This is a genomic window from Delftia tsuruhatensis NBRC 16741 (genome assembly GCF_001571325.1).
GTDB classification, from domain to species: Bacteria; Pseudomonadota; Gammaproteobacteria; order Burkholderiales; family Burkholderiaceae_C; genus Comamonas; species Comamonas tsuruhatensis.
The window spans coordinates 263108-279621 of sequence record NZ_BCTO01000010.1; the positions used below are offsets into that span (position 1 = coordinate 263108).

Here is a 16514-nt window from a genome sequence, read left to right on the forward strand (position 1 = left end):
GCCTTCAGACTGATCTGCTCCGAGGTGTGCATGCGCACCAAATCGTAGGTCGTCATCGTCCGCTCAAACATATGGTCCACGCTATTGAGTCCTCGCACCATCGCTGACCAGAATGGTATTTCTTCAGCCTGCTACGGGCTTTCCATGCTCCAGAACCCCAGTTGTCCCAAGTGAGCTGCCAGCGTCATGCGCGAGACCTGCCAGTTGGTCATCGCCCCGATGTGCTGTTGCTGAGCACTGGCATAGATCTCCATCGCGTTCAGAACTTCGGTCATGCTACCCACGCCGGAGCGATAGCGGCCTCGCACGATTTCCATGGCTTGCTTTGACTGATCAACGAGTGCCGAGGTGTGTGCCAGGTTGGCTGTTTCCGTCCGCAGACTGGTGTACTGCGTCCACACATCCACCGAAACGCCTAAGCGCGCGGTGTCGAACTCGGCGGCGTGGGCTGCGGCCTGGGCTTGGGCCTCCCGAATCTGATAGGCCTGCTCAAACCATGAGAACAAGGGGATGCTCAGTTGCAGTCCAATGTTCATGTCCTGGCGCCCGCTGCTTGGACCATGCCCGGAGAAGTTTGAGCGCCCGAGATTACTCGTCAGCGCAATGGATGGCCGCGCCATCATTCGAGCCTCGTGCATTGCAGCCTGAGCAGCTTTCGCGCGAGCCTGCGTGGCAATCAGGCTTGGATTTTGGTCGCGCGCAATGCGTATGAGCTCGTCGACTTCGGACATAAAGTTCAGTGCAGGCAAAGTTGCGCTGTGTTCATCTATGTTCACGATCGTCTGTGCAGGCAACCCCATGCGCAACGCCATGGAACCCAGGGCACTGGACAGAGCACCCTTTTCGCGTGATGCGCGCAAGCTGGCCTGGGTATAGGCTGTCTGGGCCCGTAGGCGATCGGACAGGGCCGCCGCGCCGGCTTTGTACTTCTCATCTGCGGCGATGTAATTGTCTTTGGCCAGGTCCGCGACTTGCTGGGCAGCGGTAAGCCTCTGGTTGCTCGCGCGCGCGGCAAAGTACAGTTGCGCGGCATCGAGAAACGCACGCTGAATTGCCGCGTTCTGATCGGAATTGGCCGCTGCCAGCAACTGGTGGGCGGCCTCCAGCGCCGCTTCTCGACGACCAAAATCGAAGAGCATCCAACTCAGGCTGAGATTGTCTGTGCGCATCCGACTGTTGTTGCGGATCACTCCCAGGTCGCCGCCGTAACGGGTCGTGGTGCGGCTTGCAGACTGGCCCAACCGCCCATCCAGACGGGGCAGATATTCGGACTGGCGCTGGCCCAACTGGGCCGCCCGCACTCTGGCCGTGGACCAGGCGTGCCGGATGGCCGGGTCATGGCACAGGATGCGGGTGATGGCTTCGTGCAAAGTCAGTGGTTCTGGCGGCATGCCGGCCGGGCAGGCGCCCACCCCCACAGCGGTGGAAGCCGTCGTCGGGGAGGTCACGAGGCTTTCTGTAGCGAAGGCATCGAAAGCCGGCATGGCATATGCAGGCTTGAGCAGGACGGCACCGACAAAGCACGCGGCGAGAGGCAGCAGCCTATGCATCGTCACGCTCCCGGCGAGCGCCGGCGCTGCAATGGCCGCACTCGTACGTCATTGATCACCCGGCCCTGGCAGAGCTCGATGATCCGATCTGCACAGGCAATCGTTTCCGGACGATGGGCGATCATGATCCTGGTGATATCCAGGGTTTGGATCGCAGCATTGACCTGCCGTTCGGCGTCTACGTCGAGGTGGCTGGTGGCCTCGTCCAGGAAGAGAATCCGGGGTTTCTTGTACAACGCACGCGCCAGCAGGACCCGCTGCTTTTGTCCACCGGAAAGCACCGTGCCCATGTCGCCAACCAAGGTGCTGTAGCCCATGGGCATGCGCTCGATATCGACATGGATTCCTGCAATGCGCGCGCACTGCTGCATCCATTTCGCATCCGAGTGAGGATCGAAGAAGCAGATGTTTTCGGCAAGACTGCCGGCAAACAGCGCGTCGTCCTGCATCACGCAACCTGACAGCGCCCGAAGCGTAGACAGGCTGGCTCCGCCGATTTCATTACCTGCGACGCGAATGCTCCCCCGAGCTACTGGCAGCATGCCTAGAAGCACCTTGAACAAGGTGCTTTTGCCACAGCCCGAAGGCCCGATGATGGCCACTGAATCGCCTTCGTCGATGCTGAAGCTCAGGTCGTTCAGAATCCAGGGCTCCTGGTCTCCATAGCGGTAGGCCACCGCTTGGACTTCGATATCCGCCCGGCCGCTGCATTCATTGGCAACGAGTGCGCGAGTCTCTTCTTCGGGTGGATGAAGCACGATGTCGGCCAACCTCTCACTGTGCAGTTGCAGCATGCGCAGGTCAAAGAGACGATCGATCAGGCTGCCCACGCGGCTGCCGAACTGGGACTTGTAGGAGTAGAAGGCCATGAACATGCCGACACTGAAGTGCCCGTCCATCACCATGGTGGCCCCCAACCAGATCACAAGCAGATTCTCGGCGCCGAACAGCAGTGCGTTGGCTTGCGCGTAGAACAGTTGCAGCTTCTGGGACTTCAGGCCCGCATTGATCTGCTCGACGAAGAGGTTCAGCCAGACGGCTCTGCGCATATCCAGCTTTTGAAACAGCTTCAACGCCTGCACACCTCGGACCGATTCGAGGAAGTGGCTTTGCTGGCGAGCGGCATGGACGATCTGCTCTTGCGTAGCGTTTCGCTGCGGGTGGTACCACGCCCAGCGGATCAGCCCGTAGAGCGCCATCGCGCAAATGACGACAGTAGCCAATTGGGGGCTGTAGACCAGCATCAGCACCAGGGTGGACAGCGCCATCAGGCCGTCCAGAATGACCGAGAAAAAGCTTGCCGTCAGGGTTTGCTGGATCTGATTGACAGACCCGAAGCGGGAAACCACATCGCCCAGGTGGCGCTTCTCGAAGAACTGGCTGGGCAAGCGCAGCATGTGGCTGAACACGTTGGTCCGCCATTGCAGGCTGAACAACGTGCCCATGTGCATCAGTGCCCAAGCCCGGCCGGTGCTGATGAGCATCTGCATCAGTAGCACGACGGAGAACCCCAGAATCAAGGTGGCCAGCAGATGGCGATCGTTGCTGACGATCGCATTGTCTATGGTCCACTGAAGCAGGAACGGGCCGACGAGCGCCACGATCTGCAACGCCACGCCCATCACCAGCACCTGGAAGAAGGACCGGCGCAATCCGGTGATCTTCCCCATCAAGCCAAGCAGCCTGACCCTGGGCTTTGCCTCCTTCTTCTCGAAGTTCGGGTTTGGCCACAACTCCAGAGCCACACCTGTGAACTTGCGCGACAGCTCTTCGAAGCTGACGGAGCGGGCTCCGGTCGACGGATCATGTATCACCACACTGTGGGCACTGACGGATTTCAACACCACAAAATGGTCGAGGTTCCAATGCAGCACACAGGGGGCGGTCAGATTCTGGAGTTCATCGCGTTCCAGGCGCACCGCCCGAGTACCCAAGCGAAGGCCGTGCGCCACCTGGACTACCTGGGCAAGGTTCATCCCCTTGAGGGAAACGCTGAAGCGTTGGCGCATTTCCGTCACGTCTACCTTGTAGCCGTGATAGCTCGCGACCATCGCAAGGCAGGCCAGGCCGCACTCAGCGGCCTCTGTCTGCAACATGACCGGCAAATGCTTGCCCCAGCGCAGTGCCAACGTATCCAAAGAAGCCATGGCTACCCGGACACCCTGCCGGCCAAGCTGTATAGCGGCTCAAGGACCCACTCGTAGAGGCGGCGAGATTCTTGAAGAATGTCGGCTTCAAGCAGCATGCCGCTCTGCAGCGCCTGTTGCCTTCCGTATGCGGTGACAGCTTGGTTATCCAGCCTGACGCGCAATCGATACAGCGGCTCCCGCGTTTCACCTGCACCCTGGAATAGGTTGGCCGCGCTGGATAGTTCGAAGGGCGAAATGCTGGTACGAGATACGGAGACCAATTCACCCCGATAGATCCCGAATTTCTGATATGGGTAGGCTTGGTAGCGAACATTCACGGGATCGCCTGGCTGGACAAAGCCTACGGCCTTGCTTGGTGCGTAGAGCTCGGCCTCAAGATGAGAGCCCGTGGGGATGATGAGCAACAGGGGAAAGCGGGCATCGACGCTATGACCGGCTTCCGCGAGCACCGCGGTTGCCACGCCTGCCTCGGGGGCGGTAATGATGAATGCCCGCCGCGCCTCGCTCTCGGTGAGTTCCTGGGCAAGCGCTGAAAGTTGCCGGTCGATCTGCGCCAGCTGATTCGTCTGGCGGCTATCCAGCCCCGACAACTCGTTGGTTCGTTCCACCAACTGTTGCTCCAAGGAGGTGCGTTCGCGCCGCAGGCGCTGAAGCACCTGTACCTGGCCCAGTTGCTCCGACTGGCGCTGCTGGAATTGATCCTGCGAGATATAGCCCTTGTCCAGCAATCCTTGGTATCGCTGGATGGCATTGTCGGCCAACGCCAGTAGATGCTGCTGGCTGTTGAGCTGCTCTGCCAGCACAGCCAGTTCCTCGTGAAGGCTGGTGATCTTTCTGGTCAAGGTGTGGCGCTCATCAGCATGCAACTGCCGGGATTTTTTCTGCTCACCCCGCAGCGATTCGCGTCTGTGCGCCAGGTTCTGGCTGATGCTGGCCAAGACCGCGCCGGTATCCTCCCCATATCGTTCGCTGGAGATCTTGTAGAGAACAGCGCCCTTTTCAACCAGCTGCCCTTCCTGCACAAGCTTCTCCAGCACGACCCCCGGTTGTTGCGAAACGACCCTGATCTGGCCTGCCGCCGGCAGCAAGTGGCCTTGGACCGTCGCCCGCTTGGTATAAGTGGCGAAGAGCAGCACTCCCGCGATCAAGGCGGCGACGGCCATGGAAAGCAGCGTCAAGATCGAAAAAGACAACGGACGTACCATGACGATATGACCAAGCCATTGCATCTCCTTCGAAGCCAAAGCCTCACGCCTGAACAGAAACACCTGAAAGTCCACCTCGTTAACGACTATTTTTGATAGTTGCTGCCGTCTTGGTAATTGGCTCCTGATTTATCATCGCCCCCGCCCAGCTTCCCTCCTGCCCAATTACCGATAGCACCGCCTGTTACGGCACCTAAGCCGCCGCCTGCCCATCGGCCTACGACCACACCGGCGGCGGCCCCGCCGGGCCCGCCAAGGCCGGCGCCAATAGCGCCTCCTACCCATCCCCCGACAATCTGGCCAGTTAGATGTCCACCCCATGCCCCCGCGACAGCGCCACCGCCACCAGCTAATTGAGCGCCATCGTCAGAACTAAGACCACCCCCAACCAATTCCAATTCAACGACAGTAAGGTTACGCATTTTTATTTCCTCCTAGACTTTATTGCGGCCAAAAAAAACTCAACCTCTGCTGCAATAATAATGAACGAAATCACTGCCGCCGAGATGAGTGGAGGTGAAGTGAATTTCAGCAGAATTACTGCAAAGCAAAAAACAATAACCACTAAAACCAACACTACGGCTTTCTTGAAGGTGCTAAGAGAGCCTGTTCCTGAATATTCTTTTAGATATTCTTGCAAATGATCTTCCGGATACTTCTTTAGGGACTCCATGCATTTAATCGATTCGTTGACCATTCTCACGGAGAACATCACGACGCAAAATGCCAGAACCAAATCTATTCTGAATAGCCAGTCATTGGGGAAAGACAGTTTTTCGTGGAATAAAACGAACATCGATGCCAATGCAAAGCTGGCGCCGGTGCCGGTACTGGATACTCTTAACAGAAGATTTCCGTCGAGTTCCGGTAGTTTTTTCATGTGATACCTTTCGTTTGGTGAACGCTAGACCCATGGCTCCAAGATATCTTGGCGACACAGCTCTGTAATCAATGCTCGAATTTTATTCAGATCGATCTCTGGATGCTCTTTCAACAATTCCGAGACTTTAGTACCTGGCGATCGTGCGATGCGCCGCATCAGCTGCATTCCGATGCTATCAAGATTTACCTTCACCCCATTGGCGATGATGTATGCCTCTTCCAAGCCGTGAAGATTGTTCATGGCAACTCGGAGTTTTTGATCATCTGATACGACGTGGACTGCGGGATTGCCAAGAATATCTATTGCCAACGAAGAATTCAGTCGAAGATCTGAATAAAACTTATCCTGAAATCGGCGGTAATTTATCGGGTTGGCGATAAACTCTGAAAAATAATCCGCCAGTAACTGAATTGTGTCTTGGCTCTGATTCCAGGTTCCAAGAGCCTTGCGGGCAGATAGAAAATGCTGCGACTCATCAACTGCCCATGACAAATATTCGATAGCAAACGGGGGAAATGTACCGAAGGCAAGGTGAAAGGTTGCTTCACCCAATGGCAAAGGGTTGTGCCACCATCCTCTGGGTAGATAGAAAACATCGCCCGGCTCTAGAACGAAGTCCATATAGACGTCCTCCGGCTTGGGGTAGGCATGCTCGTAATCCTTGCTCTGCTGTGTATGGAGCGGGCACTCGAAGGTCGGTCGATAAACAAGCCAACGCTTGCGCCCAAGCAATTGAACTGCAAAGACATCTCGGGTGTCCCAATGCGCGCGAAACGAATCCCGGTTGCCGAACGCCGCATATGCGCTGGATACCACCTGCTGCCCGGTGAAGGTGCCGATTTGCCTGGCCAGCGCATCCACCATCGAATCACCTTTGATCTGGTTGGCGATCAGCGTTGCGCCATTGCGCATGAATTCGTACACGGCGGGCTTGATGAGGCGGTGACGCAAGACGCCCACATCCAGATAGCTTTCGACGTACTTTCCCTTTGGAACGATGCCATCGAATGCAAGCTTGAATGCATCTGCGAGCACATCACATCGTTCGAAGATCTGATTGGCTTGGCGCCAAGTGACGCCGCTCGCATTGCAGCCACCTCTTATCAAGAGAGGCTCTCTTTCAGAGAGGTTTCCGGTGAATTTCTCAGGAGGAATCTTGAAATCTATAATCATATATTAATCGAGAAAATATTTGTATTGCATACATGTCCAGTATTCTTCACGGAAATATGAAAGATATATGCGCCTTATTATTCCGCTTATAATAGCGGCTAGCACCATGAGAAGCGCATGCTCAATACAGTCCAGTCTTCTTTCTAATTTCCCAGAGACTAATCGCTTCGCTATAGTGTAGCCTCCAAAAACAATTATCGTTGTAGGAGTCATGGCGATAAATTACTTCGAATCCGCAGTGCTCCATGGTCCCCACTGTAGCCCCGGAAAATCACATGAATCTTTTGGTGGACTATTAATGTGTATGCGGTATTTAGTATCAGGTATTGATGGAGTTGCTAGTTATAGTTTGTGCCATCTTTGTTGTAATCACTTCCATCCTGACTGCCATAATCTCTATTCATCAATCCGTTGTCTAGGTCTGTGTTAAACCACTAAAGTGGGAAGCAATATTCCGCTCGCTACAGTGTTTGGTTGCATAAGCGCACCGGTAATTGCTCCGGCGCCTACAGCGGTAAAAAAATCCCGTCCAAGATCCTCCGGATTCTTCACCTGCGGTATTGTCAACGTAGGTTGCACCTCCTGATATTCCTCCGACGATGGCGCTTGGTACCCCTTGTCCCCCCATGAACAAGCTCTAGATCTTTAACAAATAACTCTCTCATTAGGTCGTCTCCATGACTTGGTAGATAAAAAATAAATCTCCGACGAAACTTCGAGAAGCACTGATTAGCACTTGGTTGAAGGATTTCACATAATCGAATCGTCTGATTGACGGAATGCTACGAATCCGAAAAAAACCGCATATATTGAGCGATGGCGCCATTTTCTGAGGAGAGTTCGGATATTTCCTTCACAGACCTTCCCCGTTGCTGCGATCAAGACCCGCGTGTCATTCTGAAATTAGAGAGCGTAAACCGCATTCCATGCGGCATTGACGGTAAGTGCATTGCATTCTTATCAAAAGAAGATTGCTGGTCAACGATTTTTATTAGAGCGAGCTAAAAATCAGATTTATCCTATAGTGTGTTGTGAATTTGTTTTAGACGTAACCATTAGATCTGGCTTTGGCTCGATGGGGGCTGCCTTGAGGGAATGGTGTCTAACCTGCACGCCTTCATCCGTATTGCCCAAGGCGCTAAGGCCAACCAGTGCCTTGATGATGGATGGACGCGCATTGCAGTCGAGTTGCGACGGCGGTCCGTGTGTTGGCTATGACAGCCAAAATGCAAGCGCGGCTGCAAGCTCCATATGGCAATGGATATCTTGAGCCTTCTGCTTGCCGTGCAAGTCACACCAGCCGATGAACAAGAGCGAGCCCATGTGCGAACGCTGTGCAAGCAAGTGCAACAGGCCACGGGCCATTCGGTGGAACTGGCTTGGCATACGGGCGAGCAGGCACGCCAAGCAGCCCAGGACAACGGGATTGTTCTACAGAGAGTCAATCTGCCCGAAGCGAAGAAGGGCTTCGTGCCGTTGCCCAAGCGGAGGATGTTGGTACGCAGCTTCGAGTGACCGGTTAGATTTCGCCGTCTGTCGCGGGACTATGAGCGGCTACCGCAGGTGCTGAGTGGCTTGCACTTTCTGGTTTTTGCAGCGCTCATGCTGCCGGGGGGGCAGCTCAGGCATTGGCTTGGACTAAAAGTACATAACGGGTCTAGGAAACGTCCGAATGAACGCCCTCGATCAGGAATTGCACCTTGCGCTCTCCGCGCCATTCATTGATGTCCATGCGAAATGCAATGCAGGCCGATGACGGCAGCGGGTCGGTATGGCCGAACCAGATGCCGTCCACGGTTTCGCCCTGATGGCGCAATTGCAGTTTCAGGTGCTTTTCCCCGACCAGGCGCTGTGACAGCACTTCCAGCTGTTCACTGAAGGTGGGAGGCGCAAAGCCCTGGCCCCAGACCGCGAGATTGAGCTGCTCGACCATTTCCGGCTTGCGGAAATCCGGGTCCAGAGGCCCGTCGGTTTCTATGCGCCGCGTCAGCGTGGCCGCGTCCAGCCATTCCTGGGCCACCTGGGCCAGGGCCTTCTCGAACACGGCGAATCCGGCTTCGGCAATGGTGCAGCCGGCCGCCATGGCGTGGCCGCCGAAGCGCAGCAGCAGGCCAGGGTGGCGCTTGGATACCAGGTCCAGCGCGTCGCGCAGGTGAAAGCCGGGAATGGAGCGGCCCGAGCCCTTGAGTTCATGCTCGTGCCCCGGCGCGCCGCTGGCTGCGAAGACGAAGCTGGGCCGGTGCATGCGGTCCTTGATGCGCGAGGCCACGATGCCGACCACGCCTTCGTGGAAATCGGGGTCGAACACGCTGATGGCCGCCGGCGGCGTCATGCCGTCCGTGCACAGGCCCTCGGCCATGAGCAGGGCCTGCTCGCGCATGCCGCCTTCCAGCTCGCGGCGCTCGCGGTTGATGGCGTCCAGCATCTGGGCCAGGTTGGCGGCGCGGCCCGCATCGTCTGTGGTCAGGCACTCGATGCCGATGGTCATGTCGGACAGCCGGCCTGCTGCATTGATGCGCGGGCCCAGGGCAAAGCCGAAGTCGAACGTGGTGGCCGCAAAGGCCTTGCGGCCGGCCGCGTCGAACAAGGCCTGCAGGCCCGGCTGCATCTGGCCCCGGCGTATCTGCTTGAGGCCCAGGGCGACCAGGCGGCGGTTGTTGGCGTCCAGCCGGACCACGTCGGCCACCGTGCCCAGGGCGACCAGGGGCAGCAGGGCCTCCAGCCGGGGTTGGCTGGCCTTGTCGAAGCGGCTGCGCGCGCGCAGTTCGGCTCGCAGGGCCAGCAGCACGTAGAACATCACGCCGACACCGGCCATGGACTTGCTCTCGAAGCTGCAGCCGGGCTGGTTGGGGTTGACGATGGCATCGGCCAGCGGCAGGTGGTTGCCGGGCAGGTGGTGGTCGGTGACGACCACCTGCAGGCCCAGGGACTTGGCCTCGGCCACGCCTTCGACGCTGGCAATGCCGTTGTCCACGGTGACCATCACGTCGGCGCCGGTTTCCTTGACACGGCGCGCGATGGGGGGTGTCAGGCCGTAGCCGTCCACCACGCGGTCGGGCACCAGGTAGCTGACCTCGGTCGCGCCCAGCATGCGCAGGCCGCGCCAGCCCACGGCGCAGGCGGTGGCGCCGTCGCAGTCGTAGTCGGCCACGATGCACAGGCGCAGGCCGCGCTCTATGGCATCGGCCAGCAGCCGCACGGCGGCGTCCATGCCCAGCAGGCCCGAGGGGGCCAGCAGGCGCGCGGGCGTGTCGTCCAGTTCGTCGGCGGAGCACACGCCGCGTGCGGCGTAGAGCTGGGCCAGCAGCGGGTGGACACCGGCCTGGCGCAGTGCCCAGGCCTGCTGCGCAGGGATCTCGCGGGGAATGATTTTCATGGGCAGTGTGTCAGAGCATGCGGCCCAGGTCGGGCAGGGCGCGGGGGCCGAAAAGGCCCGTCAGCCTGTCCAGCCAGCGCGGCGGGCGGCTGCTCCATGCGATGGCATGGCGTTCGCCGCACAGCGTCAGCGTGAGCGGGTGGCCTGCGCGCACGCGCTCCAGCAGGCGGGCGATGAGCCCGGCGTCCAGCGCCTTCCAGGCCTCGCGCCACGCAGCGGGGTTGCCCTGCAGGGCTGCGGCGTGAAGGTCGTCCAGGCATTGCACGGCGGCCTTGGCGCCGGTGGCCGTGCCGGGCTGCAGGCGCCCGGCGCCGTGGACCCAGAAGGCGTTGATGGGCACCTGGCCGCGCGCGGCGCGGGCGTCGTTGAAGACATGGGTGTAGAGCAGCATCTGCACCTCGCTTTGCAGGCGGTGCAGGGCGCGCGCCTGCTGCGCATCGGGCAGCCAGGGCCGCACGTCGCGGCCGATGACGCGGTCCATGGAGGCCGTGGCCAGGTCATCGAACAGCGCACCGCGCGCCAGCCAGCGCTGCGGCTGCTGGTACTCCAGCACGATGCCGTCGTCGGCGAACCAGGGCGCCAGCAGGGCCAGCAGCTGGCGGGATTCCTCATCGCTGAGGGGTGTGGTGGCGGGATCGCTCTGGTGCACCTGGTCTGCGCCTATGTGCCAGTGGCAGGGCGTGACATAGGCGCAGGCCTGTGCCGTCTCACCGGCCTGCCAGGCGGCCCAGGCAATCAGGCCCGGTGTATCGGGCAGGCCCAGCGAGTGCGCCAGGGCGCGTTCGTGGGGGGGAGAAAAATCCATCTCCGTGCCGGTCTGTGCGGGCGCGGGCTGCATCAGCGCCAGCAGCGATTGGAGATGGGGCAGCTCCAGGCCGCCCCAGACGGCCGCGACGGCAGCGTCATCCGCCGCATCCGAGGACGGACCGCCGGCATAGGGAATGATCCATTCGGTCGTTTCCTCCAGCGGGGCTTGGGTGGAGGACACCAGGGGCGCAGTCAAAAGCATGGCCGCTATTGTCGGGCATGGGTTGCCGCAATGCCGGCGCCTTCGTTTTTCCCCTTGGAGCGCGGTTCAGCGCTGGGGCATGTCGCGGGCCGAAGAGACCAGGCTGACCGTGGCGTCCTCGGGGATGGGTGGCATGCCCTGGCTCCAGTCTTCCCAGGCGCTGCGCATGGCGGCCAGTCTCTCGGGCGCGCGCACTGCCTGGTTGGCGCGCTCGCGCTCGTCGGCGGCAAGGTCGAACAGGTAGTCGATGCCGTCCACGCGCAGGTACTTCCAGTCGCCATCGCGCAGGGCACGTTGGCCGCGGTGCTTCATGCGCCAGTGCAGGGTGCGTGGGAATTCGGCATCTTCGGCGCGCAGCACGGGCAGCAGCGAGATGCCGTCCAGCGCATGGCCCTCTGGCGCCTGCACGCCGGCGGCATCCAGCACCGTGGCCGACCAGTCCATGCTCATGCAGTGCTGGGGGCTGCTGCGGCCCGGTGCGATCACGGCCGGCCAGTGCGCGATCCAGGGCACGCGTATGCCGCCCTCGGTCAGGTCCATCTTGCCGCCGACCAGGGGCCAGTTGTCGGAGAAGCGTTCGCCGCCGTTGTCGCTGGTGAAGACGATGAGGGTGTTGTCCAGCTGCCCGTTGGCGCGCAGCGCCTCGACGATCCAGCCTATGCCTTCGTCCATGTGGTGGATCATGCGGCGGTACTGGTGGATGTTGCCGCCGTCCAGGTGGGCAATGCCTGCGCCCAGTGCCTCGGCCGTGCTGCGGTCCTCGCGCGTTTCCCAGGGCCAGTGCGGCGCCGTGTAGTGCAGGCTCAGGAAGAAGGGCGCATCGCCTTGGGCCATGCGGTGGACGAAGTCCACGCTGCGCTGCGACAGCAGGTCGGTCAGGTAGCCCTCGTCATGGTGTTCCTCCTCGCCCACCCACAAGTCGTGCTGGCCCGAGCTGCTCAGGTGGGTGAAGTAGTCCACGCCGCCCGACATGGGGCCGAAGTATTCCTCGTAGCCCGAGCGCAGCGGGCCGAAGTGCGGCGGGTAGCCCAGGTGCCATTTGCCGATCAGCGCCGTGCGGTAGCCCGCATCCCTGAGCATGGAGGCCACGGTGGGCATGTCCGGCGGCAGGCCCAGCTTCTCGCCCAGCGGCGTGCCGCGTGTCTTGCTGTTGATGGGTTCCTCGGCCGCACCGCGCAGGCGGTACTGGTAGCGCGCCGTGGCCAGGGCAAAGCGCGTGGGAGAGCACACGGGCGAGTTGGCATAGCCCTGGGTGAGCCTGAGGCCACCGGCGGCCAGTCGGTCGAGCACGGGCGATACCGGGCCGAAGTCGGCCGCCCGGCCGCCGTAGCAGCCGAGGTCGGCATAGCCGAGGTCGTCGGCCACGATGAAGAGGATATTGGGACGGGACATGGACATGCGCTCTGTGCAGGGTTGTGGACGGGAAGCGGCGGCGCTCATTCCATCTTCATTCCGGTGGACTGGATCACGGTCCGGTAGCGGTCGGCCAGCGCCTGTATGCGTTCGGCGGCGGCCGGGCCGGTCAGGCCTTCATAGAACAGGTCGTTGGCGCGCATGCGCTCGCGCAGGGCCGGATCCTTCATGGCCTTTTCCAGCGCGGACTGGATCCTGGCGACCAGCGGCTCGGGCGTGGCGGCCGGCACCCACAGGGCGAACAGCACTTCCTGCTCCAGGTCCTTGTGGCCCAGCTCGCCCACGGTGGGCACGCCGGGCACCAGCGGGTTGCGCTGGCGCGTGGTCACGGCCAGCGGCACGACCTTGCCGGCCGCCACCTGGCCCAGCATGGCCGAGGAGCTGATGATGCCGCCGTCCACCTCGCCCGCCAGCACGGCCGTGCTGGCCGGGGCGTTGCCCTTGTAGGGCACGTGGCTGACCTTGGCGCCCGTGGCATGGGTGAGGATGGCCGAGGCCAGGTGGCCTGGCGTGCCGTAGCCGGCCGAGCCCAGCGTCAGGCCGCTTCTCTTGCCCTGGGCGATGAACTGGTCCAGGGTCCTGAGGCCGGTGCGGGGATTCACGGCCACCATCATTCCCTGCGAGGCGATCATCATCACGGGACGCAGGTCCGTGCCCTTGAACGGCATGCTCTTGTAGATGAAGGGATTGACGGTGAAGGTCGTGTCTATGCCGACCAGCAGCGTGTAGCCGTCGCCGGGCGCCTTGGCCGCGTTGTCGGTGCCGATGTTGCCGCCCGCGCCGGGCCGGTTGTCCACGACGAAGGGCTGTTTGAGCTCACGCTGCAGTACCTCGCCCAGGCTGCGCGCCAGGATGTCGGCGGCGCCAGCGGGCGCGAAGGCGACGACGATGCGCACGGGTTTGGCGGGCCAGGCGGCAGCATCGGCGGCCGCATCGGCCCGGGCGCCAGCGCCGGAGCCCAGGCCCAGCAGAAGGGCCAGGCCGGCCCGCAGCAGCGGGCTGCGCAAGGCATGGGTGGCATGGGTGGCTTGGAACAGGGAAAACATGGTGGCGAACTTTCTGCGCTGCGGGGGCGCCGGGCTTTGCGAGAATCCCCAGGCCGGCTCCGGACGGTGGCTCCCGTTGTCTCCTTTCCGGACGGGGCCACTGTAGAAGTCCCCGCAGCAATTGATCTAATCAACTGTTCCCCGTGAATACCCGTCCAGCCCCCACGTCCATCCAGCAGATGCTGCTGTTTCGCATCAACCGCTACTTTGGTGCGGCCGGCGGCGTGGCCATGCGCATGTGCGAGGCGCATTTCGGCATCACGCGCCGCGAGTGGGGCGTGATGGCCACGGTGGCTGCCAACGAGGGCCTGCTGTCGTCGGAGCTGGCCGAACGCGCGCAGCTGGACCGCGCGCGCACCTCGCGCGCCCTCAGCGGGCTGGAGGAAAAGGGCTGGGTGCAGCGTAGCCCCCTGCCCGGCGACCGCCGCCGCGTGGCCGTGTCGCTGACGGCCGAGGGGCGGCGCATGTATGGCCTGATCCTGCCGCGCATGGCCCAGATCCACCTGGACCTGGTGTCGGTGCTCAGCGACGAGGAACTTGAACAATTCGACACCTTGCTGGCCAGGCTGCAGCGCCATGCGCTGACGCTGGAGGCAGAGGGCCGCTACGACGCCCTGCCGCGCGTGGACCGCGGACGGCACCGGCGCTGACACGCCGACGGCAAAGCCTGCCGCCATGCAGGGCCTGCGGGCGATGACACAATGCATGCCCATGCAATTTCCCTACGAACTGGCCGTCGGCTGGCGCTACACCCGGGCCGGGCGCGCCACGCGCCGCAACGGCTTCATCTCGTTCATCTCCGGCGTCTCCATGCTGGGCATCGCCCTCGGTGTCGCGGCGCTGATCATCGTGCTCAGCGTGATGAACGGCTTCCAGAAGGAAGTGCGCGACCGCATGCTCAGCGTGGTCTCGCACATCGAGATCTTCGCGCCCCAGGGCGCGGCGCTGCCCGATCTGGAGCGCACCATGCGCGAGGCGCGCGCCAACCCCGACGTGCTGGGCGCCGCCCCCTTCGTCGCGGCCCAGGCGCTGCTGGCGCGTGGCGAGGACATGAAGGGCACCCTGGTGCGCGGCATCGATCCGGCGCGCGAGGGGGAGGTCACCGACGTGGCCGCCACCAATGCCGAGGTGCTCAAGCGCCTGGTGCCTGGCGAGTTCAACGTGGTGCTGGGCGTGGAGCTGGCGCGTTCGCTGGGCGTGCGCCAGGGCGACATGGTCACGCTGATCGCCCCGGGCGGCCAGGTCACGCCGGCCGGCGTGGTGCCCCGCCTCAAGCAGATGCATGTGGCCGGCACCTTCGACTCCGGCCACTACGAATACGACTCGGCCCTGGTGATGATGCATTACGAGGACGCGCAGCGCCTGTTCCGCCTGGAAGGGCCGACTGGCATCCGCCTGAAGCTCAAGGACCTGCATGAGGCACCGCGCGTGGCCATGGAACTGGCCCACACCATCACCGACCGCCTGCTGATCCGCGACTGGACCCAGCAGAACCGCACCTGGTTCGCGGCCGTGCAGCTGGAAAAACGCATGATGTTCATCATCCTCACGCTCATCGTGGCCGTGGCTGCGTTCAACCTCGTGTCCACGCTGGTGATGACGGTGACCGACAAGCGCGCCGACATCGCCATCCTGCGCACGCTGGGCGCCTCGCCGTCCAGCATCATGGGAATCTTCATGGTGCAGGGCGCCATGGTGGGCGTCATCGGCACCTTCGCGGGCCTGCTGCTGGGCCTGGGCATTGCCTTCAACATCGATGTCATCGTGCCGGCCATCGAGCGCCTGCTGCATGCCAACTTCCTGCCCAAGGACATCTACCTGATCAGCAAGATGCCCAGCGATCCGCAGTACAGCGACATCATGCCCATCGCCGTGATCTCCCTGGTCCTGGCCTTTGTCGCCACCATCTATCCCAGCTGGCGCGCCAGCCGCGTGAACCCCGCCGAGGCGCTGCGCTATGAATGAAGTGAATGTGATGCCCGGTTTCGAAGTGTCCCAGCAGGGCGCCGTGGTCCTCGATGCGCGCGGCCTGACCAAGCGCTTCGCCGAAGGACGGCTCAACGTGCAGGTGCTGGCAGGTGTCGACCTGCAGGTGCGCGCGGGCGAGACGCTGGCCATTGTCGGCGCCTCGGGCTCGGGCAAGAGCACGCTGCTGCACCTGCTGGGCGGGCTGGATGCCCCCACCAGCGGCAGCGTCACCCTCAAGGGCGAGCCCCTGCATGAACTCAGCGCCCAGAAGCAGGGAGCGCTGCGCAACAGGCACCTGGGCTTCATCTACCAGTTCCACCATCTGCTGCCCGAATTCAGCGCCCAGGACAACGTGGCCATGCCGCTGCGCATACGCCGCGACGACCGGGCCGAGTGCATGGAGCGCGCCGCACGCATGCTGGCGGCCGTGGGCCTGGGCGAACGCATGCTGCACCGGCCGGCCGAGCTGTCGGGGGGCGAGCGCCAGCGCGTGGCCATTGCCCGCGCCCTGGTCACGCAGCCTGCCTGCGTGCTGGCCGACGAGCCCACCGGCAACCTGGACCGCAGCACGGCCGACACCGTGTTCCGCCTGATGCTGGAGCTGGCGCGCAGCCATGGCACGGCCTTTGTGATGGTCACGCACGACGAGCAGCTCGCGGCGCGCTGCGACCGCATGGTGCGCCTGGTGCAGGGACAGCTGGCCTGACCCTGTACTGGGTCCTGCGTGCGCCGTCCTGCGCG

13 protein-coding genes are annotated in these 16514 nt (G+C 62.0%); 4 read left to right on the top strand and 9 right to left on the bottom strand.

What is annotated here, in order from left to right:
- Positions 1-131: 131 nt before the first annotated feature.
- From DTS01S_RS04285 to DTS01S_RS04300, 5 genes are all read right to left on the bottom strand, one after another.
- Positions 132-1484 (bottom strand): TolC family protein, encoded by a 1353-nt coding sequence (locus DTS01S_RS04285; RefSeq protein WP_169804689.1) that lies wholly within the window; start codon positions 1482-1484, stop codon positions 132-134.
- Between the two features lie 68 nt (positions 1485-1552).
- Positions 1553-3697, bottom strand: coding sequence for a peptidase domain-containing ABC transporter (locus DTS01S_RS04290; RefSeq protein WP_061287383.1), 2145 nt, complete (start codon positions 3695-3697; stop codon positions 1553-1555).
- 2 nt (positions 3698-3699) lie between these two features.
- Complete coding sequence (locus tag DTS01S_RS04295) at positions 3700-4944, bottom strand: HlyD family secretion protein (protein WP_255247308.1); 1245 nt, start codon at positions 4942-4944, stop codon at positions 3700-3702.
- A 385-nt stretch (positions 4945-5329) separates the two neighbouring features.
- Complete coding sequence (locus DTS01S_RS30290; protein WP_139223787.1) at positions 5330-5785, bottom strand: hypothetical protein; 456 nt, start codon at positions 5783-5785, stop codon at positions 5330-5332.
- A gap of 24 nt (positions 5786-5809) precedes the next feature.
- On the bottom strand, positions 5810-6961 hold the full coding sequence (locus DTS01S_RS04300) for a JmjC domain-containing protein (protein ID WP_061287384.1): 1152 nt from the start codon (positions 6959-6961) through the stop codon (positions 5810-5812).
- Positions 6962-8212: 1251 nt separating this feature from the next.
- On the opposite strand from DTS01S_RS04300, the gene DTS01S_RS31465 reads away from it, so the two are divergent.
- Entirely contained in the window at positions 8213-8476 is a 264-nt protein-coding gene (locus tag DTS01S_RS31465; protein ID WP_017406865.1) for an IS5 family transposase, read from the top strand.
- A gap of 142 nt (positions 8477-8618) precedes the next feature.
- On the opposite strand, the gene recJ is transcribed toward DTS01S_RS31465, so the two are convergent.
- The 4 genes from recJ to DTS01S_RS04325 all read right to left on the bottom strand — a co-directional run bounded on the left by recJ (position 8619) and on the right by DTS01S_RS04325 (position 13805).
- Positions 8619-10337, bottom strand: coding sequence for a single-stranded-DNA-specific exonuclease RecJ (recJ, locus tag DTS01S_RS04310; RefSeq protein ID WP_061287385.1), 1719 nt, complete (start codon positions 10335-10337; stop codon positions 8619-8621).
- Positions 10338-10347: 10 nt separating this feature from the next.
- Positions 10348-11346: a hypothetical protein gene (locus DTS01S_RS04315; RefSeq protein ID WP_017406863.1), complete on the bottom strand. Its 999-nt coding sequence runs from the start codon at positions 11344-11346 to the stop codon at positions 10348-10350.
- Between the two features lie 66 nt (positions 11347-11412).
- A complete protein-coding gene (locus DTS01S_RS04320; protein WP_026062762.1) occupies positions 11413-12738 on the bottom strand; it encodes a sulfatase family protein in 1326 nt (441 codons plus the stop codon).
- 44 nt (positions 12739-12782) lie between these two features.
- The gene (locus DTS01S_RS04325) at positions 12783-13805 is read right to left on the bottom strand and encodes a tripartite tricarboxylate transporter substrate binding protein (RefSeq protein WP_012207201.1); all 1023 of its coding nucleotides are present in this window, start codon (positions 13803-13805) and stop codon (positions 12783-12785) included.
- Between the two features lie 179 nt (positions 13806-13984).
- Here DTS01S_RS04325 and DTS01S_RS04330 point away from each other — a divergent pair, with 179 nt between their 5' ends.
- From DTS01S_RS04330 to lolD, 3 genes are all read left to right on the top strand, one after another.
- Positions 13985-14455 (top strand): MarR family winged helix-turn-helix transcriptional regulator, encoded by a 471-nt coding sequence (locus tag DTS01S_RS04330; protein ID WP_016445728.1) that lies wholly within the window; start codon positions 13985-13987, stop codon positions 14453-14455.
- Between the two features lie 61 nt (positions 14456-14516).
- Complete coding sequence (locus DTS01S_RS04335; protein WP_026062761.1) at positions 14517-15770, top strand: lipoprotein-releasing ABC transporter permease subunit; 1254 nt, start codon at positions 14517-14519, stop codon at positions 15768-15770.
- Positions 15763-16479 carry a lipoprotein-releasing ABC transporter ATP-binding protein LolD gene (lolD, locus tag DTS01S_RS04340; RefSeq protein ID WP_013800885.1) on the top strand — a complete coding sequence of 239 codons (717 nt, stop codon included), beginning with the start codon at positions 15763-15765 and terminating at the stop codon, positions 16477-16479. The genes DTS01S_RS04335 and lolD overlap by 8 nt, the downstream gene beginning before the upstream one ends.
- The last annotated feature ends 35 nt before the right edge of the window (positions 16480-16514 follow it).

Excerpts from the sequence above, each read along its gene's own strand:
- DTS01S_RS04285 (WP_169804689.1), bottom strand. The coding sequence starts at position 1,484 with ATGCCGGCTTTCGATGCCTTCGCTACAGAAAGCCTCGTGACCTCCCCG.
- DTS01S_RS04290 (WP_061287383.1), bottom strand. The coding sequence starts at position 3,697 with ATGGCTTCTTTGGATACGTTGGCACTGCGCTGGGGCAAGCATTTGCCG.
- DTS01S_RS30290 (WP_139223787.1), bottom strand. The coding sequence starts at position 5,785 with ATGAAAAAACTACCGGAACTCGACGGAAATCTTCTGTTAAGAGTATCC.
- DTS01S_RS04300 (WP_061287384.1), bottom strand. The coding sequence starts at position 6,961 with ATGATTATAGATTTCAAGATTCCTCCTGAGAAATTCACCGGAAACCTC.
- DTS01S_RS31465 (WP_017406865.1), top strand. The coding sequence starts at position 8,213 with ATGGCAATGGATATCTTGAGCCTTCTGCTTGCCGTGCAAGTCACACCA.
- recJ (WP_061287385.1), bottom strand. The coding sequence starts at position 10,337 with ATGAAAATCATTCCCCGCGAGATCCCTGCGCAGCAGGCCTGGGCACTG.
- DTS01S_RS04315 (WP_017406863.1), bottom strand. The coding sequence starts at position 11,346 with ATGCTTTTGACTGCGCCCCTGGTGTCCTCCACCCAAGCCCCGCTGGAG.
- DTS01S_RS04320 (WP_026062762.1), bottom strand. The coding sequence starts at position 12,738 with ATGTCCCGTCCCAATATCCTCTTCATCGTGGCCGACGACCTCGGCTAT.
- DTS01S_RS04325 (WP_012207201.1), bottom strand. The coding sequence starts at position 13,805 with ATGTTTTCCCTGTTCCAAGCCACCCATGCCACCCATGCCTTGCGCAGC.
- DTS01S_RS04330 (WP_016445728.1), top strand. The coding sequence starts at position 13,985 with ATGCTGCTGTTTCGCATCAACCGCTACTTTGGTGCGGCCGGCGGCGTG.
- DTS01S_RS04335 (WP_026062761.1), top strand. The coding sequence starts at position 14,517 with ATGCAATTTCCCTACGAACTGGCCGTCGGCTGGCGCTACACCCGGGCC.
- lolD (WP_013800885.1), top strand. The coding sequence starts at position 15,763 with ATGAATGAAGTGAATGTGATGCCCGGTTTCGAAGTGTCCCAGCAGGGC.